Annotated in this window: 18 protein-coding genes; 8 read left to right on the forward strand and 10 right to left on the reverse strand. The window is 72.5% G+C overall.

Annotation, left to right across the window (positions count from 1 at the left end; genetic code table 11):
* Positions 1-21: 21 nt before the first annotated feature.
* Complete coding sequence (locus AB0F03_RS11190) at positions 22-1,359, reverse strand: DUF6716 putative glycosyltransferase (protein ID WP_361988945.1); 1,338 nt, start codon at positions 1,357-1,359, stop codon at positions 22-24.
* 198 nt (positions 1,360-1,557) lie between these two features.
* Here AB0F03_RS11190 and AB0F03_RS11195 point away from each other — a divergent pair, with 198 nt between their 5' ends.
* From AB0F03_RS11195 to AB0F03_RS11205, 3 genes are all read left to right on the forward strand, one after another.
* Positions 1,558-2,535, forward strand: coding sequence for a glycosyltransferase family 2 protein (locus tag AB0F03_RS11195; protein WP_361988948.1), 978 nt, complete (start codon positions 1,558-1,560; stop codon positions 2,533-2,535).
* Positions 2,532-3,866: an alpha-2,8-polysialyltransferase family protein gene (locus AB0F03_RS11200; RefSeq protein ID WP_361988951.1), complete on the forward strand. Its 1,335-nt coding sequence runs from the start codon at positions 2,532-2,534 to the stop codon at positions 3,864-3,866. Before AB0F03_RS11195 ends, AB0F03_RS11200 begins: the two co-directional genes overlap by 4 nt.
* A 184-nt stretch (positions 3,867-4,050) precedes the next feature.
* On the forward strand, positions 4,051-5,241 hold the full coding sequence (locus tag AB0F03_RS11205; RefSeq protein ID WP_361988953.1) for an acyltransferase: 1,191 nt from the start codon (positions 4,051-4,053) through the stop codon (positions 5,239-5,241).
* Positions 5,242-5,283: 42 nt separating this feature from the next.
* On the opposite strand, the gene leuE is transcribed toward AB0F03_RS11205, so the two are convergent.
* The 9 genes from leuE to AB0F03_RS11250 all read right to left on the reverse strand — a co-directional run bounded on the left by leuE (position 5,284) and on the right by AB0F03_RS11250 (position 14,805).
* Positions 5,284-5,934, reverse strand: coding sequence for a leucine efflux protein LeuE (gene leuE / locus AB0F03_RS11210; RefSeq protein ID WP_361988956.1), 651 nt, complete (start codon positions 5,932-5,934; stop codon positions 5,284-5,286).
* Between the two features lie 69 nt (positions 5,935-6,003).
* Positions 6,004-7,584 carry a methylmalonyl-CoA mutase family protein gene (locus AB0F03_RS11215; protein ID WP_361988959.1) on the reverse strand — a complete coding sequence of 527 codons (1,581 nt, stop codon included), beginning with the start codon at positions 7,582-7,584 and terminating at the stop codon, positions 6,004-6,006.
* 311 nt (positions 7,585-7,895) lie between these two features.
* Positions 7,896-9,176: a hypothetical protein gene (locus tag AB0F03_RS11220; protein WP_361988962.1), complete on the reverse strand. Its 1,281-nt coding sequence runs from the start codon at positions 9,174-9,176 to the stop codon at positions 7,896-7,898.
* On the reverse strand, positions 9,176-9,838 hold the full coding sequence (locus AB0F03_RS11225; RefSeq protein ID WP_361988964.1) for an RNA polymerase sigma factor: 663 nt from the start codon (positions 9,836-9,838) through the stop codon (positions 9,176-9,178). Before AB0F03_RS11225 ends, AB0F03_RS11220 begins: the two co-directional genes overlap by 1 nt.
* 310 nt (positions 9,839-10,148) lie before the next feature.
* Positions 10,149-10,982 carry a hypothetical protein gene (locus AB0F03_RS11230; RefSeq protein WP_361988967.1) on the reverse strand — a complete coding sequence of 278 codons (834 nt, stop codon included), beginning with the start codon at positions 10,980-10,982 and terminating at the stop codon, positions 10,149-10,151.
* 117 nt (positions 10,983-11,099) lie between these two features.
* A complete protein-coding gene (locus AB0F03_RS11235) occupies positions 11,100-11,741 on the reverse strand; it encodes an RNA polymerase sigma factor (protein WP_361988970.1) in 642 nt (213 codons plus the stop codon).
* Positions 11,742-11,877: 136 nt separating this feature from the next.
* The gene (locus AB0F03_RS11240; protein ID WP_361989155.1) at positions 11,878-12,219 is read right to left on the reverse strand and encodes a hypothetical protein; all 342 of its coding nucleotides are present in this window, start codon (positions 12,217-12,219) and stop codon (positions 11,878-11,880) included.
* 215 nt (positions 12,220-12,434) lie between these two features.
* Positions 12,435-13,022 carry a hypothetical protein gene (locus tag AB0F03_RS11245; protein WP_361988973.1) on the reverse strand — a complete coding sequence of 196 codons (588 nt, stop codon included), beginning with the start codon at positions 13,020-13,022 and terminating at the stop codon, positions 12,435-12,437.
* Positions 13,023-13,161: 139 nt separating this feature from the next.
* On the reverse strand, positions 13,162-14,805 hold the full coding sequence (locus AB0F03_RS11250; protein WP_361989158.1) for a glycoside hydrolase family 20 protein: 1,644 nt from the start codon (positions 14,803-14,805) through the stop codon (positions 13,162-13,164).
* Between the two features lie 190 nt (positions 14,806-14,995).
* Between AB0F03_RS11250 and AB0F03_RS11255 the strand changes: the two genes are divergently transcribed.
* The 5 genes from AB0F03_RS11255 (at position 14,996) to AB0F03_RS11275 (ending at position 19,171) form a co-directional block, all read left to right on the forward strand.
* The gene (locus AB0F03_RS11255) at positions 14,996-15,544 is read left to right on the forward strand and encodes a 2-oxo-4-hydroxy-4-carboxy-5-ureidoimidazoline decarboxylase (RefSeq protein ID WP_361988976.1); all 549 of its coding nucleotides are present in this window, start codon (positions 14,996-14,998) and stop codon (positions 15,542-15,544) included.
* Positions 15,545-15,734: 190 nt separating this feature from the next.
* Complete coding sequence (gene sdhC, locus AB0F03_RS11260) at positions 15,735-16,115, forward strand: succinate dehydrogenase, cytochrome b556 subunit (protein ID WP_361988979.1); 381 nt, start codon at positions 15,735-15,737, stop codon at positions 16,113-16,115.
* A gap of 8 nt (positions 16,116-16,123) precedes the next feature.
* Positions 16,124-16,618, forward strand: a complete 495-nt coding sequence (locus AB0F03_RS11265; protein WP_121787255.1) for a succinate dehydrogenase hydrophobic membrane anchor subunit — start codon at positions 16,124-16,126, stop codon at positions 16,616-16,618.
* 19 nt (positions 16,619-16,637) lie between these two features.
* Positions 16,638-18,392: a succinate dehydrogenase flavoprotein subunit gene (gene sdhA / locus AB0F03_RS11270; protein ID WP_361988983.1), complete on the forward strand. Its 1,755-nt coding sequence runs from the start codon at positions 16,638-16,640 to the stop codon at positions 18,390-18,392.
* Positions 18,392-19,171 (forward strand): succinate dehydrogenase iron-sulfur subunit, encoded by a 780-nt coding sequence (locus AB0F03_RS11275; RefSeq protein ID WP_361988986.1) that lies wholly within the window; start codon positions 18,392-18,394, stop codon positions 19,169-19,171. The genes sdhA and AB0F03_RS11275 overlap by 1 nt, the downstream gene beginning before the upstream one ends.
* The last annotated feature ends 17 nt before the right edge of the window (positions 19,172-19,188 follow it).

The following is a 19,188-nucleotide window of genomic DNA, read 5'->3' on the forward strand; positions in this document are numbered from 1 at the left end:
GGTCTACTCCTTGGGAAGAGGTCACAGCTCGCCCATCCGCCGGATCACCGGGGCGACCCGCTGGACGCCGTGCCGGTAGGCGCCGCGCGCGGCGCGGCGCACGATCTGGCGGACCGGTCCGGGCGCCTTGTCGGCGGCGGGCGCACCGGGCAGCGGTGCGCCGTCGGGGCCGAGGTGGTGGCGGGCGAGGATGCCGGGCAGATAGCCGGGCGCGGTCTCGGGGGTGTAGTAGGGGTTCAGGGGCGGCAGGTGCCCGGACCGCTCCAGCAGTTCGGCGATGCGCGCGCGGGCCGCGTCGAAGGCGGTGGCGTACGATCCCGCGCCGCGGGAGGTGCCGCCGGCGGCGACACCCTGCCGGGCCACCCACTCCTCGTCCGGCACCGGCTGGTGCCCGGCGTCGAGCTGGTTCCAGGAGGCGAGGCAGCCGGAGCCGGTGAAGTGGTGGTTGCCGAGCGTCTCGCGCACCCCGAGGTCGGTGAGGACGGCCGTGGGGATCCGGCGGTGCAGGGCCTCCAGGGCGGCCGTGGAGCTGACCGTGACCAGCAGGTCGGTGCGGTCCAGCACGTCCCCCATGTGGCCGTACACCAGGCGGAAGTTGGCCGGCAGGTCGATGCCCTGGACCAGCTTCTGGTACGGCAGCTCCTCGATGTGGGTGGTGTGTTCGCCGGGCTTGGAGCGCAGCTTCAGCAGCACCTCACGTTCGGGGTGCTTGCGGGCGTGCTCGATGAGCCGGCCGAGCAGGTAGGCACGGTCCCGGCGGTTGTCCGGGACGGACGGCTGGGCGGCGAACACGACGGTGCAGGGCTCGTGTCCGCCGGTGTAGGGGTCACCGCCGAGGAAGGGCAGCGCGACCTCCGTGACGGCCGAGGCATCGGCCCCGACGCCCTCGTACACGGCCCGGAACCGGTCCGCGTCGTGACGGGAGTTGGCGAGGACGAGGTCCGCGCCGTGCCGCAGCAGCAGCCCGTCGGTGAGCTTCTCGTAGACGACGCCGACGTAACCGGTGACGACGACGGGCCGTCTCCCGGGCCCCCAGGCGTTCCTGAGCCCGTGCAGCACGGCCTGCACGCCGCCGCCGACCAGGGCGAGGACGAGGACGTCGTACCGCTCGTCGGGGTCCTCGGTCATCGCCCGCAGGAACTCGACGGCGGTGACCTCACGGAGGGAGTCCGCCCGGACGCCGATCTCGTTCAGCTGGCGGGCGGTGGGGGTGGCGCGCCCTCGCAGGAGGTAGCCGTCGAGCCGGACCTCGGCAGCCGGTGGAGTGAGCCGGCGCGCGGTGAGCGCGCCCCACTTCCACCGGGTGTCGGAGTCCGCGAGGACGGCGACCCGGAGAGACTTCGTTGCACTTGCTGGCACACCGAGGACGCTAGAAAGCCATTCCGCCGTTCCGCCCAACCCGGGCACAACAAACGGTTAACAGCACATCGCCGAATGGGGAATCGGGCCGTGATCCGGTGTGGAAAAGGCCTGGTTCACAGCTTCGCCATGTGTCGTTCACCGGGTATCAAGCAGACGGTCAAGACGAATGCCGGGCCGCGCCCTAACGTCCCTGACGTGGTCAAGCTCTCCGTCATCGTGCCGTTCTACAACGTGCAGCAATACGCACCCGACACGCTCAGGAGCCTGCGGGCGAACGCGCGTGAGGACTTCGAATTCATTCTCGTCGACGACTGTTCCCGCGACGGGACACCAGAGATCCTCGCGCACGCCGAGCGCGAGCTGCCGGGCGCGGTCCTGGTCCGGCACGAACGGAACGGAGGGCTGGCGACCGCGCGCAACACCGGTATCGACCGGGCGCGCGGCGAGTACCTGACTTTTCTGGACGGCGACGACTGGCTCGCCGCCGGTTACCTCCCGCGGCTGGTCACGGCCATCGAGGAACTGGGCTGCGACTTCCTGCGCACCGACCATGTGCAGTGCACCGCCCGGTCGCGCAGTGTGCACCGGGTGCCGGTGGGCCGCCGGAACACGGTGCTGGACCCGCGGGAGGCGATCCTGCCGGCCGACCGCTCCACCTCCGTGGACTACGCCTACGCCTGGGCGGGCGTCTACCACCGCCGGCTCCTGGACAAGGGGCTGCTGCACTTCACCGACGGGCTGCGCACGGCCGAGGACCGGCCGTGGATCTGGAAGCTGCACCGGGAGGCGGAGTCCTTCGCCGCGGTGAGCCTGCTCGGCGTGTTCTACCGGCGGGGGGTCGCCTCGTCACTCACCCAGATCGGTGACGTCCGGCAGCTCGACTTCATCCGCGCCTTCGACCAGGTCGTCGCGGAGACCGCGGCCGACCGGGAGGCCGGCGCGCTGCTGCCGAAGGCCGTCCGCACCTACTGCGCGATCATCTCCCATCACCTGGGATCCATCGAAAGGTTCGAGCCGGCGGTGGCCAAGCAACTGAAGTCCCTGAGCGCCGCCGCCCTGCGGCGCATGCCGCAGGACGTGCTGGACGAGGCACTGGACTCCATGGACCTCCAGCGCGCCACCCGGCTGCGCCGGCTGCGCCGCCGTCCCGCACCCGTGGGAGCCGCCGCGTGACCGTCCAGATCTTCCAGGCGTCGACGCTGTACGGCACGGCCACGCTCGCCGCCGCCCTGGACTCCGGCTGCTTCCGCCCGGCCGACCGGCGCATCCTCCTGGTCTGCAACAACGCGGCCACGCCCGAGACCTCGCCCGCCCTGGACGAGATGCCGGGCTTCGAGCGGCTGCGCGACCGGTTCGACGAGGTGGTGTCGTACAACGCGGCGATCTTCCCGTTCCACCCGGGCGGCTGGACTCCCCGCGGCGACGACCTGCCGCTGTGGGAGCGGTATCTGCGCCACGAGTGGCGGCTCGGCACCGACGACGTCGAGCTGGCGGTCGAGTCGATCCAGGTCAGTCCGTCGCTGGCGCTCGCGCAGATCTTCACCGGCGCCCCGGTCACCGTCTACGCCGACGGTCTGATGAGCTACGGCCCCACCCGCAACAAGATCGACCCGCTGGTCGGCACCCGTGTGGACCGCGTCCTGCACCTGGACCTGGTGCCGGGCCTGGAGCCGCTGCTGCTCACCGAGTTCGGCGTACCCGGCGAGATCCTGCCGTCGGCCGCCTTCACCAAGGTCCTCGCCACGCTGGCCTCCTCCGGCACGGAACTGCCGGAGATCGAGGAGCCCGCGCTGCTGCTCGGCCAGTACCTGTCCGCGCTGGACATCCTCACCGCCGAGCAGGAGGAGGACCTGCACGTGCGGATGCTGAGGGGCGCGGCCGGGCTCGGGCACACGCGGGTGGTGTTCAAGCCGCACCCGTCCGCTCCGGCCCGCTTCGTCCGCTCCCTGGAGACGGAGGCGGAGCGGCTGGAGGTCGAGCTGACCGTCCTGGACACGCCGGTCCTCGCGGAGGTGCTGTACCAGCGGATGCGTCCCGCGCTGGTCGTCGGCTGCTTCTCCACCGCGCTGCTCACGGCCTCCGCGCTGTACGGCCTGCCGGTCGCCCGGGTGGGCACCGAACTGCTGCTGGAGCGGCTGACACCGTACGAGAACAGCAACCGCGTCCCGGTCACCGTCGTGGACGCGCTGCTGCCCGAGCTGACCGACCGGGCGGCCGTCGCCGGGCAGCGCCCGGGCATGGACGTGGAGACGCTCGGCGCACTCGTGCGGGCGGTGGGCTTCGCGATGCAGCCCAAGATCCTGCCGGGGCTGCGCGCGGAGACCGAGAGCTGGCTCGGCGGGAACCTGAACGAGCGGATACTGCGCTACTTCAAGCGCAAACGGCTGACGGCGCTGGCGCTGCCCGGCGGGGTGCCCGCCCAGCTGGCGTTCATCCCGCGCAATGCGACGGTCCGCCGGGTGGCGCGCAAGGCCCGCAGTCTGCGCCGGTCCGTACGGCGCTGAATTCCGCCTGCCCGGCAGGGCCGGGCAGGCGGATAGAACAAGAAGTAGAAACGAAGAACGGGTTAACGGGCAGGGGTGGCCGGGCGAACACTGCCCGGTGGACGGAAATACCGCTCGACGTGCCACGGAAATTCACATGAAAATCCGAGCCGGGCAACGTTTGTTCGGGAAAATGTCGAGCATCATGCCTCCTTCGCCCACCACGCTCACCGACGCCCCGCCGGTGCCCGGGACGGCCGCCACCCCGTCCGTCCCCGGCCGCCGCCAGGACCGGGGCCGCCTGCTCGCCCTGGACGGCCTGCGGCTCGTGGCCGCCCTGATGGTCTGCCTCTACCACTACGCCGGACGCGGCGGCGCGGTCTCGGCGTCCTGGCACCAGAGCCCGGCCCATGTCTTCCCGACCCTGTCCCAGGCGGCGACCTACGGCTGTCTGGGCGTGCAGTTCTTCTTCGTCATCAGCGGTTTCGTCATCTGCATGAGCAGCTGGGGCCGCACCGTCGGCGACTTCTTCCGCTCCCGCGTCTCGCGCCTGTACCCCGCCTACTGGGTCGCCCTGGTACTGGTCACCGCGGCGGCCGTCGCCCTGCCCGTCGTCGTCCACCCGGTCCGGACGGACGAGTTCCTCGTCAATCTGACGATGCTGCAACAGCCGATGGGCGTCACCCGCGTCCTCGGCGTGTGCTGGACGCTCTGGGCCGAGGTCCGGTTCTACGCGCTGTTCGCCCTGTTCGTCGTCGCGCGCGGTGTCACCTACCGCCGGGTCGTGGTGTTCTGCTGCGTGTGGACGCTGGCGGCGGCGATCAGCCGCACCTCCGGCAACGCGCTCACGGACCAGCTGCTCATCCCGGAGTACGCCCCCTTCTTCATCGGCGGCCTGGCCCTGTACCTGATCCACCGCTTCGGCAGCGACCTGCTGCTGTGGGGCATCGTCGCCGTGTCCTGGCTGCTCGGGCAGAGCACCGCCACGAGCGCCCTGTGGCACGCCGGCGCGCACGGCGATTTCCACCGCGACCCGCACGTCGTGCTGGCGATCGTCACCGTCGCCTTCGGGGCGGTGGCCGCCGTGGCACTGGGCTGGACACGGTGGGCCTCCTGGCCCTGGCTGGTCACGGCGGGCGCGCTGACGTACCCGTTCTACCTGGTGCACGAGCACCTGGGCTGGTTCGTCATCCGGGTGCTGCACCGGGGGCTCGGCCTGCCGCCGTGGCCGGCGCTCGCCCTGACCGTGCTGGGCATGCTGCTGCTGGCGTGGCTGATCCACCGGTGGGTGGAGAAACCTTTCGGTCCACGGCTCAGGAGGGCGTTGAAGAGGGCCGGCACACCGGCGTCCCCCCGGGAACTCACCGCCCCGGCGGACGGAAAGCCCCGCGGCTGACCCGGTGTCAGGCGACCCGGCCCCGCGGCTCCGGCGCGGCGATCACACCCCGGCCAGGGACAGCTTCACGGCGAACCCGAGGAACAGCGCGCCCGCCGCCGAGGTGGCCGTCGCCGACAGCCGTCTGCGGCGCCGGAAGGCGGCGGCGAGGCGGGTGCCGCCCATGATCAGCGCGCTGAGGTAGAGGAAGCTGGCCAGTTGGGCGAAGGCGCCGAGCACGACGAACGACAGGGCGGGATGCGCGTAGCCGGGGTCCACGAACTGCACGAAGAAGGCGACGAAGAAGAGGATCGCCTTGGGGTTGACCAGGCTGACGACGAGGGCACGCCGGAAGGGCCGCTCGTCCGCACCCTGCGCGGGCGCGGCGTCCGCCACGGTGGGCTCCCGCCGGGTCCGCCACATCTGCCGCGCGGCCCGCAGCATCCCGACCGCCAGCCAGGTCAGATACCCGGCACCGGCGTACTTCACGATCCCGAACAGCAGGGCGTTCGCCCGGAGCAGCGAGGCGACGCCGGCGGCGGACAGCGTCATCAGCACGGTGTCGCCGCACCACACCCCGGCGGCGGCCGTGTAACCCGCCCGCACCCCGCGGCGGGCGGCGACGGAGAGCACGTAGAGGGAGTTGGGCCCGGGCAGCAGAACGATGAGGGCGAGCCCCGCGAGGTAGGTGGGAAGGTCGACGACTCCGAACATGGCAGGAGTGTCGCACGGGGGTACGACACCGGGTCCGAGTGCCGGTGCCGCGCGGGGGAACCGTCCGGCTCAGAAGGTGTCGGGGGGTGTGTGGGTGCCCCAGACCTGCCGGAGTGCCCCGCACACCTCACCGACCGTCGCCCGGGCCCGCAGCGCTTCCTTCATCGGGTACAGCACGTTGTCCTCCCCCTCGGCCGCCTTCCTCAGCGCGTCCAGCGCCGAGTCCACCGCCTGCTGGTCCCGCCCGGCCCGCAGTACGGTGAGCCGCTCGGCCTGCCGTGCCTCGATCGCCGGGTCGACCCGCAGGGGCTCGTACGGCTCCTCCTCGTCCAGCCGGAAGCGGTTGACGCCGACGACCACCCGCTCGCCGGAGTCGGTCTCCCGGGCGATGCGGTACGCGTTCCGCTCGATCTCGGCCTTCTGGAAACCCCGTTCGATCGCCGCTTCGGCGCCGCCCAGGTCCTCGACCTTCCGCATCAGGTCCAGGGCGGCCTCCTCGACGTCGTCCGTCATCCGCTCGACCGCGTACGACCCGGCGAAGGGGTCCACCGTCGCCGGTACGTCCGTCTCGTAGGCGAGCACCTGCTGCGTCCGCAGCGCCAGCCGGGCGCTCCTGTCCGTGGGCAGGGCGAGCGCCTCGTCGTAGGAGTTGGTGTGGAGGGACTGGGTGCCGCCGAGGACCGCGGCCAGGGCCTGGACGGTGACGCGGGCCAGGTTCACCTCCGGCTGCTGGGCCGTCAGCTGGACCCCGGCGGTCTGCGTGTGGAAGCGGAGCATCAGCGACTTGGGGTTCCGCGCGCCGAAGTCCTCCCGCATCACCCGGGCCCAGATACGCCGTGCCGCGCGGAACTTGGCGACCTCCTCCAGCAGGGTCGTGCGGGCCACGAAGAAGAAGGACAGGCGGGGCGCGAAGTCGTCGATGTCCATGCCCGCCGTCACCGCCGTACGGACGTACTCGATGCCGTCGGCGAGGGTGAACGCGATCTCCTGCACGGGGCTCGCGCCCGCCTCGGCCATGTGGTAGCCGGAGATCGAGATCATGTTCCACTTCGGGATCTCGGCGGTGCAGTACCGGAAGACGTCCGCCGTCAGCCGCAGCGAGGGCCGGGGCGGGAAGATGTAGGTGCCCCGCGCGATGTACTCCTTCAGCACGTCGTTCTGCACGGTGCCGGTCAGCCGGTCCGCCGGGACTCCCTGTTCCTCGGCCACCAGTTGGTACAGGAGCAGGAGCAGCGCGGCGGGCGCGTTGATCGTCATGGACGTCGAGACCCGGTCCAGCGGGATGCCGTCGAAGAGCATCCGCATGTCCTCCACCGAGTCGATCGCGACGCCGACCCGGCCGACCTCGCCGTGCGCGAGGGGCGCGTCGGAGTCGTGGCCCATCTGGGTGGGCAGGTCGAAGGCGACGGAGAGGCCGGTGGTGCCGTGGTCGATCAGCCGGCGGTAGCGGGCGTTGGACTCCGCGGCCGTGCCGAAGCCCGCGTACTGGCGCATGGTCCAGGGGCGGCCGGTGTACATCGTCGGATACACCCCGCGGGTGAAGGGGTACGCGCCCGGGTCGCCCAGCTTCTCGTCCGGGTCCCAGCCGGTCAGCGCGGCCGGTCCGTAGACCGGCTCGATGGGCAGGCCCGACTCCGAATCACGCGCCATGGATGCCTCCGCAGTAGGACCGCTACTCCTCACCATGCACCGTGGTCCGGCGCCGGTCACGCGGGGCGCGTCGCGGGGTGGAGTGAGGGAGGGGCGAGGAGGGGGCTGCGGGGCGCGGGCGGGACCGGGGGAACGTGTCCCGCCCGCGCCAGGTGCACGAGCCGTGGGTACGGGGGGAACCCCGGCTCAGTGCGACGGCCGATGACCAGTCGGCTCACTCTGTACTGCGTAAGCCGCTCCAGAAACGTCACACCTCCCGCCGAAATATTTTCGGCGACCTCGAAAACGCAGGTCAGGTGGGGTTGCGTCGGTCAGAGCGCGGTGTATGTCGCAGTCGGCGACGGGGCCGCGGGGGCGCTGCCCGGCCCGCCGGGGTGCGCCGGGGCGTGACCGGAGGGAGCGGGGACCGCGCCGCCGCGGTGCCGGACGCCCTTGCCGCCGCCGGCACCGCCGGCACCGCCCGCACCGCCGGCACCCGCGCCGTGACCCTTGCCGCCGCTCTTGCCCCTGCCGTCGCCGTTGCCGTGGCCCTTGCCGCCGCCGTCGCCGTTGCCGTGGCCGTTGCCGTGGCCCTTGCCGCCGCCGTCGCCCTTGCCGTGGCCCTGGTCCCCGTCTTTGTCCTTGTCCCCGCCGCTGCCCTTGTCCCCGCCCTTGTCCCCGCCGCTGCCGGCGCCGTTGCCGTTTCCGTTGCCGTTGCCCTGGCCGCCGGTGGTGGTGCCGCCGCCCGTGCCGCCGGAGCCGGAGCCGGTACCGCCCAGCACGACCTTGCAGTACTTGGTCACCCGGGCCGAGCCGCCCGCCAGGTTCACCAGCACGCGCTTGCGGCCGGCGTCCAGTTCCCGGCCGTCCCGCAGGGCCCGGCAGGCCGCGGCGGCGCCGGCCCAGCCGGTGCCGGACGTCGCGGAGGGCGCGGCGGAGCCCGGGGCGGCGCTCTGGCCGGTGCCGCCGGCCGGACCGGACGGCCCGCCCGAGGCGTCGGCGCGGCGGTCTCCCGGACCGCCGCCCGGTGTACCCGTGCCCGGACTCGTACCCGGGCCCGTCGCGTAGTCCGGCGTGGTCTGCGGCGACGCCGGGGCGAGCGACTCCTCGGAGGTCTCGCCGGCGGAGACGGACGCGGCGGGGCCGGGCTTCCCGTCACCGAACGGCGTGGGGAGCACTCCGCTCCCGGCGGCCACGGCCACTCCGCCGAGCGTGCCCGCGGCCACGGCCGCGGCGACCGCCAGGCGCACCGGGCGGGCCCAGCGGGGGCGCCGGAACGGGATTCCGGTACGGCCCCCCGCGCCGATGCGGACCAGGCCCGCGTCGGCGCAGGGCACGGACGCGCGGGCGCCGCCGGACGCGGGCGCGGTGGCGGTCCGGTCGGCGTCGGCGGCTTCGCGCGCCTTGCGGAACGCGGCCAGGGCGGCCTGTTCGCCGGGCAGCTCACCGGTGCCGGGGGCTGCCTCGGCGGACAGCCCGGACAGCGCGCCGAGCGCCTGGGAGAGACGTTCTGCCTGGTCACGGGCGCAGGCGTCGACGGCTTCCGGGGACTCACCGCGCAGTAGGCGTTCCGCCGTCGCACGATTCAGCCACCTGTACTGCTCGTCGGCCATCACATGTCCTTCTGCGTCCGCGTACGCGTATGCGTCACAGTTGCGGACGTCACCGCGCCACGGTGTGGTTCTCGCTGGGGCGGAAGCGCGTCGAGCCCGCCCGCCGATTCCGGATCGGCGCCGATCAGCTCCGCGAGGCGCTTCAGACCGCGGTGCGCCGCGGTGCGGACGGCACCCGCGCGCTTGCCGAGCGTCTCGGCGGCGGTCTTGGCGTCCAGGCCCACGACCACGCGCAGGACGACCGCCTCGGCCTGGTCCTGCGGGAGGCGGGCGATCAGGGAGAGGGTGCTGTCGGTGGTCAGGGCCTCGATGGCCTCACCGGCCGTGTCGGACTCGGCGGCCCGGCCGGTCAGCTCCGTCTCGTCACCGCCGATGGCGGGGCGGCGGCCCCGCATGCGTATGTGGTCCAGCGCGCGGTTGCGGGCGATCCGGGCGGCCCAGCCGCGGAACCGGTCGGCGTCACCTTCGAACCGGTCCAGGTCGCGGGCGATCTGGAGCCAGGCCTCGGAGGCCACGTCCTCGGCATCCGGATCACCGACCAGCGTGCGTACGTATCCGAGCAGCCGGGGCTGCACCGCGCGGTACACCGCACGGAACGCGGTCTCGTCCCCGGTCTGTGCCGCACGCACCGCGGCGGTCAGCTCCGCGTCGTCCCCCAGCACCGCACTCCCTTTACGCCTGGCTTCGGTCGGCGCGAATGGCACGTTACGGCGTGAAACCGTCTCTCGTCCATGTCTGTAGAAGATGCAACTAACTCGTGACCGGGTTCCTCTGTGCACAGGCCTGTGCACAGGGTGAGGTCCGGCCGGGGCGGACTGTGCCCGGGGTGTGGCGGGGTGTGACAGAAACCGTGTGCACGGCGCTGAGGAAAGTACGGGCCGTGCGCGGCCCGTCCGCGCGACGGCCGGGGCCTCTCCTGTGGGGGGTGGCGGCCCCGGCCGTTGCCTTCGGCCTTCGCGGGGCCGGCCGTGCCTACCGCTTGCCGCCCGCCGAGCCGGCCGGCTTCCCCCCGCCGCCGTTCCCGCCCTTGTCCGGGCTCCGGGTCCGGGTGCGGCCCTCATCCTGGCCGTGGCCCTGGTTCTGGCCCTTGCCGGTGGCGCCCGTACCGCCCGCCTTCCCGGCGGTCCCCTGCTGCGCGCGTGCCGTCCGGGCGGCGCAGTAGGCCGCGACCTTCCCCGGGCCGCCCGCCGCCGTGACCAGCCGCTGCCAGGCCGTCGCCGCCAGGGCACCGCCCCGCTTCCCGGCCTGTGCGTAGGCACGGCAGTGGGCCAGGGTGTCCCGGGCGGTGGCCGGGTGCCCGGGTGGCGTGGCGGGGCCGGCGGATCCGGCGTCCGCCCGCCCGGCTGTCGATCGGGCTGCCGATCCGTCGGCCGACGCGCCCGAGGCGGCCGGGGTGCGCGGGGCGGCCGGTGACGGGTGCGCGGGGCGCGGGGCGTCCGGGCCGGACCCGGCGGAGCCGATCGCCGCGACGGCGACCCCGCCCAGCGTCAGGCTCGCCAGCGCCAGCGAGAGCGTGGTCCGCAGCGAGCGGCGGGCACGGTGCGGCCGGCCGGGCCGCCAGTCGTCCCGCGCCCGGGTCCGCGCGCCGTGCGCGCCCGCCGCATGGGCGGCCCGGAAGGCGGCGACGGCGCTGCGCTCGGCCTCGGGGTCGACGGCGTCCGGGCGCAGCGCGGCGGTGAACCGGGTCTCGAACCCGGGGTCCGGCCGCGGGGCGTCCGTCCGCTCGGGCGCGGAGACGGTGGCGCCGGTGTGAGGGTGCGCGGACCCGCGGCCGGGCAGCCACTCGCCGCTGTGCCGTTCACCCATGCCCGTTCCTGTTCCTGTTCCGGGTGCCGTTCCCGCGCTCGTGCGGCCCGTCCGGAGACCCGCAGACCGGCCCGCACACGCCGTTCGCCTGTTCATACGTCCCGCGTGCCGAGGCGTTCATCCCGACTCCCCCAGCGCCGGGGCGTCGCCATCCGTCACACCGCCGCCCGTGCCGTCCGCCGGGCGGGACGCGCCGAGCCGGCGGGCCAGGCCGCGCAGGCCCCGGTAAGCGGCCGTGCGGACCGCGCCGGGCCGCTTGCCCAGGACGCGGGCGGCGGCCGGTCCGTCGAGGCCGACGACCACCCGCAGCAGCACCGCCTCGGCCTGGTCCCGGGGCAGCGCCCGCACCAGTTCCAGCGCGCGTGCGGTGGACAGCGACTCCAGGGCCTGGTCGTGGGTGCTGTGCGGGCCGGGCAGCTCCAGGGCGTCCGGTCCGAGCTGCGCCGCCCGGGGCCGTACCCGCTGCCGGCGCAGATGGTCCAGGGCCCGGTGCCGGGCGATGGTCGCGGTCCAGCCGCGGAAGCCGGCGCCGTCGCCGCGGAACCGGCCGAGGTCCCGGGCGATCTCCAGCCAGGCGTCGGACGCGACGTCCTCCGCGTCCTCGCCGACCAGGCCGCGCAGATAGCCCAGCAGGCCGGGCTGCACGATCCGGTAGGCCACCGCGAAGGCGCTCTCGTCACCGTCCTGGGCCCGCGCGACGGCCGCGCCCAGCTCCCCGTCCCGCGGCTGCGGGCGGCGGGGTTCCCCTCCCTGGCCCAAGACCGTCCTCGTTCGTGCCGAGTTCCTGGCCACTGCGTGGCGCCTGCCTCACGGTCCGACACGTCCGGCCGTGTCACCGCCCTCCACGATCATCAGCGTCGGTCCGGACGGAAGTGTCACAGCGGGGCGGGGCCGGTCAGCCGCGGGCGGTCGCGTCGCGGCACAGCAGCCGGAGGGAGCCGTGGCCGTCGAAGCAGCGGCGGGCCTCGTCGACGGGGTCCCACAGCCGCCCGTCGGGGGTGCGCAGCCAGTGCTCGCCGCCGCTCGCCCACCACTCGGCGCCGGTCTGCCGGACGATCACTTCGCCGGCGTAGGCGCCGAGGCCGCGCAGCACGTTCTCGACGGCCGCGTACGGCGGTTCCTCACGGCGTATCTCCTCGATCATCCGGTCGACGCGCCACAGGCTCTGCGCCGAGTAGTCGAGCCGGACGCGGGCGCCCTCGCGCATCGTGGCCACCGCGTCCGCCGCCCACCGCACGGGCTTCGCCGCGGCCTGCGGCCTGGTCTCCTGTCGCGTCGTCGCGTACGGGTCCGTCGCCCGCTCTGTCACCCGGCCTGTCACGTGGTCTGTCGTATGGGCTGTCACATAGGGAAGAGCGAGCCGGGCGGGATTTCCGTCACCCGGTTCCGCGGTGTGCCGCCAACCGTCGCAGGACCGCCCCGCGTCCGCCGCGGTACGGGCACGAAACCCTCTCAGGCCCCCGGTCCGGTGGCGCCCCGCGCCCGGCGGGAGACCACCGCGCGCAGCACGCGCCGGCCCTCGACGGACACCTCCAGCGCCCCGCGCAGCCCGTTCACGCCGTGCCCGGCGAGGAGTTCCAGCACCGCCGTCTGGCGGCGCAGCTCGGCGGCGACGAGCGGGGACAGGTCCGCCGTGTCCTCCGCAGGCGCGGCGCCCGGGTCCGTGGTGGCGTCCGCGGCGGGGTCGAGCAGCCGGTGGATGCGCAGCGAGGCGGCCGAGCAGGCGTCGGCCCAGGGGCGTACGGCGTCGGCGGTGCGCTCGGCGGGGGCCGCGTCCAGCATGCGGCGGGCGAGCCGCGCGGCGTCGTCCCCGACGTCCCCGACGTCCCCGACGGGAACGGCGGACCCGTCGGACCCGAGCGCCGCGCGGGCCTTCTCCAGGCTCCCGCCCCAGTCGGAGCCGTCGGCGAGGCTCGCCCAGAGCGGGCGCAGCAGTTCGTCGTCGCCGCCGAGCAGCGGCAGACACCGATCTATACAAGCCAATCCGCTGGCGGCCAGTCCGCGTGCGTCGGCCTGTGCGATCAGTTCCACCAGGCTCATGAATATCTCCCTCGCCAGGGCGCCGACCGGTACGGAGCCCGCACTTCCCCTTACTGCGTGCGACGGCGCGGGAGTGTCACATTCATAGATTTTCAGCCAATGGCAAGCCGGGCCGGGCGGCGGCGCCGGCCACCGCCCCTCAGCCCAGCCGGTCGGCCAGCTTCCTGAAGTCGGCCCAGGACAGCGCGGGCGTGCCGGGGTCCCACAGCTTCTGCACGGTGGCCCGCAGCGGCATCCGGATGCCCGCGGCGACCTGGGCCTCGGTCTGCGCGCCGGCGATGTCGCACCACACCGCGAACGAGCCGCCGAGGATCTGCGCGTCGTAGCGGGCCGGTACGGCGGTCGTGCCGCGCAGCACCCGCGGGTTCCACTGCTCGTAGATCCGCTGCCCCGTCGGGTAGACGAAGGTTTGCGGCTGGCCGAGGACGTAGTAGAGGAACTCGTCGTTGTAGTTGAGGACCTTCCGCCCCGCGCTCAGGTACTCCGCCGGCTGCCGGGCGCCGATCTCCTTGCCGGTCCAGTAGGCGACCTGGAGGCCCGGATCGGGCTGGACGGAGGTGTTCCGGAAGAAGCCGTCGTTCCAGGCGCGGACGGTCTTGCCGTGGGCACGGACGGTGGCGTAGCGGTCGTTCAGCCAGTCGGTGGCGAGGTCGGCGACGGTGCCGCCGGAGCCGTGGGTCTGCCGGGCGGCGGCGGCCAGCTGCGGGTACGAGGCCTGCGGGTCCTTCACGGTGAGCGCCTGGTACTCGTCACCGCCCAGATGCCACCGGCCGCCGGGGAAGAGCACCGCGTGCTCGTTCAGCAGGTCGTCGACGATCCGCGCGGACGCGTCCTTGGAGATGTCGACGGCACCCCTGGTGGGGACCCCGCTCGCGTTGCGCAGCTGGAGGTCCGGGTGGGCGGCGATGACGGCCCCGAGGTGCCCCGGCGAGTCGATCTCCGGCACGACGGTGATGTGCCGGGCGGCCGCGAGGTCCACGATCCGTTTGACCTGAGCCTTGGTCAGGTGGTCCGGGGAGACGATCTCCGGGTGGGTGCTGGACTCGATCCGGAAGGCCTGGTCGTCGGAGAAGTGCAGTCCCAGCTCGTTGAACTTCAGGTCCCCCAGCTCGCGTATCCGGTCCTCGATCCAGGTCTCGGAGAACGGTTTGCGCGCGATGTCGAGCATGAACCCGCGGTCCGGCTTGGCCGGCTGGTCCCGGACGACGCCCTCCGGCGCCGTACCGCCGCCGTGGACCTCCTGCTTCAGGGTCCGGGTGCCGTAGAAGACCCCGGCCTCGCCGGGCCCGCTGATGTCGACCCGCCCGCCGCGGACGGTGAGGGTGTACGACTCCTGGTTCCCGCCCCCGCCGCCGAGCGTGAGCCGGACGTCCCCGGCCCGTACGTCGCCCGTGTTCTTCCGCCCGGCGTACGTCAGCCCCAGTTCCCCGGCTATGAGCCGGCCCTCGTCGGCCAGCCCGGGGTCGCTCACCACCACCCGCTCCCCGTGCCGCGGCTGCCAGCCGGGTCCGCGCGCCGGGGTGTGGGAGCGCACCGCGGGTATCGTGCGCGGCGCCTGTGACAGCGGGTAGGACCGGCTGGGCGTCGGACTCGCCGACGGGGCGGTGCCCGCGCCGCCGGCGTCGGCGCCGGTGGGGTCCGCGCCGGACACCCGCCCGGCCGACGCCCGTGGCGCGCTCCCGTCCGGTTTTCCGCCGCCGTCGGAGGCCCACACGCCGACGCCCGTACCGAGCGCGACCGTCCCGACGAACGCGGCGGCCACCACCGCGCGTTTCGGTATCACCTGCCGCGCCGATCCCCGGCGCCTGTGCTGCTGGGTCACCCTGCCACCGTACGGCTCTCTCCGGCGCACCGGTCATCGAGGTGTTCGGAAACTCTTCCGTTCGAGTGAAAATCAGGCATCGCGGGGACACACCGTGACCACTCTCGATAACCTGACCACAACTTTCACAACCTCCCCTGCCACACCACCTGTGACGCGAGGATTTACGCTGCCCGCCCACCGCCTGCCGTATCTCCCCAGGCCTCTCGACGCCTTCAACACGGCCGCCGCCGAGGAGGCCCACGCCCTCCTCCTGCGCTGCCTGCGCAGCCCCCGGTGGTCCCGCCGGCTCGCGGACCACCGCCCGTACCCCGACCTGGACGCCCTGCTGGCGGCGGCGGACGAGGCGGCGTACGACCTGTCGCCGGGCGATCTGGCGGAGGCGCTGGCGGGCGAGTCCCTCCCCGAGCTGCCCGAGGACACGTATTCGGCGGCCCACATGGCGCTGAGCGCGGCGCAGGCGGCCTACGAGGCTCGATTCGGACACGCGTTCGTCATCTATCTGGGTGACGTACCCCCGGAGGAGGCGCTCGACCGCATCCTCGAAGCGATCCGGTCACGATTGACGAACGATCCGGAGGAGGAGCGGGTCACCGCGGCGGAGGAGCTGCGACGCCTCGCCCGGGGGCGTCTGGACCAGTTCCTCGGGGCCGCGGGAAGCTGTGCGACCAGCGCAAACGCCCCCTTATCCGGCAAATGACCGCATCACCCGCACCGGCGGGTGCCCCGCTAGCCCAACCGCGTGCCAGTTTGATCACACAGCCAGGCCCCCCGTCAGCCACGGCGCGGCGCCTCGCTACGATGCTGGGGGCCGGTGGACCGTACCCGGCCGGGCCCGACCGACAGTGAAGCCGGCGCGGCCCTAATCCCCGCTCCCGGAGGGTTCTTCCGTGCCGGCTGGAACGCTGTACCGCGGCCGGGAAGGAATGTGGTCCTGGGTGGCTCACCGAGTCACCGGCGTCCTCATCTTCTTCTTCCTGTTCGTTCATGTGCTGGACACCGCTCTCGTGCGTGTCTCCCCCGAGGACTACGACAAGGTCGTAGCCACGTACAAGACGCCGATCGTCGCGCTGCTGGAGTACGGCCTCGTCGCCGCCATCCTCTTCCACGCGCTCAACGGCCTGCGTGTCATCGCCGTCGACTTCTGGTCGAAGGGCACGCGCTACCAGAAGCAGATGTTCTGGGCCGTGATGGTCGTCTGGTTGGTCCTGATGGCCGGGGCGCTGTACCCGGTCCTCGGCCACGCCGCCCGTGTCCTCTTTGGGAGCTGACGCCGCCGATGTCGAATAACTCAGTCACGACTGAAACCGCCGCGTCCGGGGTCGGCCCCGTCGAGGGTGCCCCTGTCTACACCGTCGACAACCCGGCCCCGCTGATCGAGGCGCCGCGCAAGCGGACCAAGAAGTCCCCCAAGTCGACCCGGGGCAACTTCGAGCTGGCGGCGTGGGTCTTCATGCGCCTGTCCGGCATCGTGCTGGTCGTCCTGGTCCTGGGCCACCTGCTGATCCAGCTCGTGCTGGACGGCGGTGTCTCCAAGATCGGCTTCGCCTTCGTGGCCGGCCGCTGGGCGTCCCCGTTCTGGCAGGTCTGGGATCTGCTGATGCTGTGGCTGGCGATGCTGCACGGCGCCAACGGCCTGCGCACGGTCATCAACGACTACGCCGAGCGGCCGAACAGCCGCCTGTGGCTCAAGGGCCTGCTCTACACCGCCACGGTGTTCACCATCCTGCTGGGCACGCTGGTGATCTTCACCTTCGACCCGAACATCCGCTAGGCACGGGGCTGCGAGAGATATGAAGATCCACAAGTACGACACCGTCATCGTCGGCGCCGGCGGCGCGGGCATGCGCGCCGCCATCGAGGCGACGAAGCGCAGCCGCACCGCGGTCCTGACCAAGCTCTACCCCACCCGCTCCCACACGGGCGCCGCGCAGGGCGGCATGGCCGCCGCGCTGGCCAACGTGGAGGAGGACAACTGGGAGTGGCACACCTTCGACACGGTCAAGGGCGGTGACTACCTGGTCGACCAGGACGCCGCCGAGATCCTGGCGAAGGAGGCCATCGACGCCGTCCTCGACCTGGAGAAGATGGGCCTGCCGTTCAACCGGACCCCGGACGGCACCATCGACCAGCGCCGCTTCGGCGGCCACAGCCGCAACCACGGCGAGGCCCCGGTCCGCCGGTCCTGCTACGCCGCGGACCGCACCGGCCACATGATCCTCCAGACGCTGTACCAGAACTGCGTCAAGGAGGGCGTGGAGTTCTTCAACGAGTTCTACGTCCTCGACCAGCTGATGACCGAGGTCGACGGCGTGAAGCGGTCGGCCGGTGTGGTGGCGTACGAGCTGGCCACCGGCGAGATCCACATCTTCCAGGCCAAGGCCGTCATCTACGCCTCCGGCGGCACCGGCAAGTTCTTCAAGGTGACGTCGAACGCCCACACGCTGACCGGTGACGGTCAGGCGGCGGTCTACCGGCGCGGGCTCCCGCTGGAGGACATGGAGTTCTTCCAGTTCCACCCGACCGGCATCTGGCGCATGGGCATCCTGCTGACGGAGGGCGCCCGTGGTGAGGGCGGCATCCTGCGCAACAAGGACGGCGAGCGCTTCATGGAGAAGTACGCGCCGGTCATGAAGGACCTCGCCTCCCGTGACGTCGTCTCGCGCTCCATCTACACGGAGATCCGCGAGGGCCGCGGCTGCGGTCCCGAGGGCGACCACGTCTACCTGGACCTCACCCACCTGCCGCCGGAGCAGCTGGACGCCAAGCTCCCGGACATCACCGAGTTCGCGCGGACGTACCTCGGCATCGAGCCCTACACGGACCCGATCCCGATCCAGCCGACCGCGCACTACGCGATGGGCGGCATCCCGACGAACGTCGAGGGTGAGGTCCTGGCGGACAACACCACCGTCGTCCCGGGTCTGTACGCGGCCGGCGAGGTCGCCTGTGTCTCCGTGCACGGCGCCAACCGCCTGGGCACCAACTCGCTGCTGGACATCAACGTCTTCGGCCGCCGCGCGGGCATCGCCGCCGCCGAGTACTCCGCGAAGGCCGACTACGTCGAGCTTCCGGAGGCCCCGGAGTCCTTCGTCGTCGAGCAGATCGAGCGGCTGCGCAACTCCACCGGCAGCGAGCGGGTGGCCACGCTGCGCCGCGAGCTCCAGGAGACCATGGACGCCAACGTCATGGTCTTCCGCACCGAGCAGACGATCAAGACGGCCGTCGAGAAGATCGCCGAGCTGCGCGAGCGCTACCGCAACGTGGCGATCCAGGACAAGGGCAAGCGGTTCAACACCGACCTCCTCGAGGCGATCGAGCTGGGCAACCTGCTCGACCTGGCCGAGGTCATGGCGGTGTCGGCCCTGGCCCGCAAGGAGTCCCGCGGCGGTCACTACCGCGAGGACTACCCGAACCGCGACGACGTCAACTTCATGCGCCACACCATGGCGTACCGCGAGGTCGGCGCCGACGGCTCGGAAACCGTCCGTCTCGACTACAAGCCGGTCGTCCAGACCCGCTACCAGCCGATGGAGCGTAAGTACTGATGGCTACCCCTGTTCTGGACAAGGCGGACGCGGCCGGCCGGCCCGAGCCCGGCTTCGCCGACTCCCCCTACATCACCGTCACCGTCCGCGTCCGCCGGTTCAACCCGGAGGTCTCGGCCGAGGCGACCTGGGAAGACTTCCAGCTGGAGATCGACCCGAAGGAACGTGTCCTCGACGCCCTCCACAAGATCAAGTGGGACGTCGACGGCACCCTCACGTTCCGCCGCTCGTGCGCGCACGGCATCTGCGGCTCGGACGCGATGCGGATCAACGGCAAGAACCGCCTCGCCTGCAAGACGCTGATCAAGGACATCAACCCCGAGAAGCCGATCACGGTCGAGCCCATAAAGGGCCTCACGGTCCTGAAGGACCTGGTCGTCGACATGGAGCCGTTCTTCCAGGCGTACCGGGACGTGATGCCGTTCCTGATCACGAACGACACCAACGAGCCGACCCGGGAGCGGTTGCAGTCCGCCGAGGACCGCGAGCGCTTCGACGACACCACCAAGTGCATCCTGTGCGCCGCGTGCACGTCGTCCTGCCCGGTGTTCTGGAACGACGGCCAGTACTTCGGTCCGGCCGCGATCGTGAACGCCCACCGCTTCATCTTCGACAGCCGTGACGAGGCGGGCGAGCAGCGCCTGGAGATCCTCAACGACCGCGACGGCGTGTGGCGCTGCCGCACGACCTTCAACTGCACGGACGCCTGCCCGCGCGGTATCGAGGTCACGAAGGCGATCCAGGAGGTCAAGCGCGCGCTGATCACGCGTCGCTACTGATCCGCCGTACGCCTGCG

Source organism: Streptomyces sp. NPDC028722 (assembly GCF_040637655.1).
Taxonomy (GTDB): Bacteria; Actinomycetota; Actinomycetes; order Streptomycetales; family Streptomycetaceae; genus Streptomyces.

Bases quoted from the DNA above. Each gene is read 5' to 3' on its own strand.
- AB0F03_RS11265 (WP_121787255.1), top strand. From the start codon at position 16,124: ATGTCGAATAACTCAGTCACGACTGAAACCGCCGCGTCCGGGGTCGGC.
- AB0F03_RS11215 (WP_361988959.1), bottom strand. From the start codon at position 7,584: ATGGCGCGTGATTCGGAGTCGGGCCTGCCCATCGAGCCGGTCTACGGA.
- AB0F03_RS11230 (WP_361988967.1), bottom strand. From the start codon at position 10,982: ATGGGTGAACGGCACAGCGGCGAGTGGCTGCCCGGCCGCGGGTCCGCG.
- AB0F03_RS11220 (WP_361988962.1), bottom strand. From the start codon at position 9,176: ATGGCCGACGAGCAGTACAGGTGGCTGAATCGTGCGACGGCGGAACGC.
- sdhA (WP_361988983.1), top strand. From the start codon at position 16,638: ATGAAGATCCACAAGTACGACACCGTCATCGTCGGCGCCGGCGGCGCG.
- leuE (WP_361988956.1), bottom strand. From the start codon at position 5,934: ATGTTCGGAGTCGTCGACCTTCCCACCTACCTCGCGGGGCTCGCCCTC.
- AB0F03_RS11275 (WP_361988986.1), top strand. From the start codon at position 18,392: ATGGCTACCCCTGTTCTGGACAAGGCGGACGCGGCCGGCCGGCCCGAG.
- AB0F03_RS11205 (WP_361988953.1), top strand. From the start codon at position 4,051: ATGCCTCCTTCGCCCACCACGCTCACCGACGCCCCGCCGGTGCCCGGG.
- AB0F03_RS11245 (WP_361988973.1), bottom strand. From the start codon at position 13,022: ATGAGCCTGGTGGAACTGATCGCACAGGCCGACGCACGCGGACTGGCC.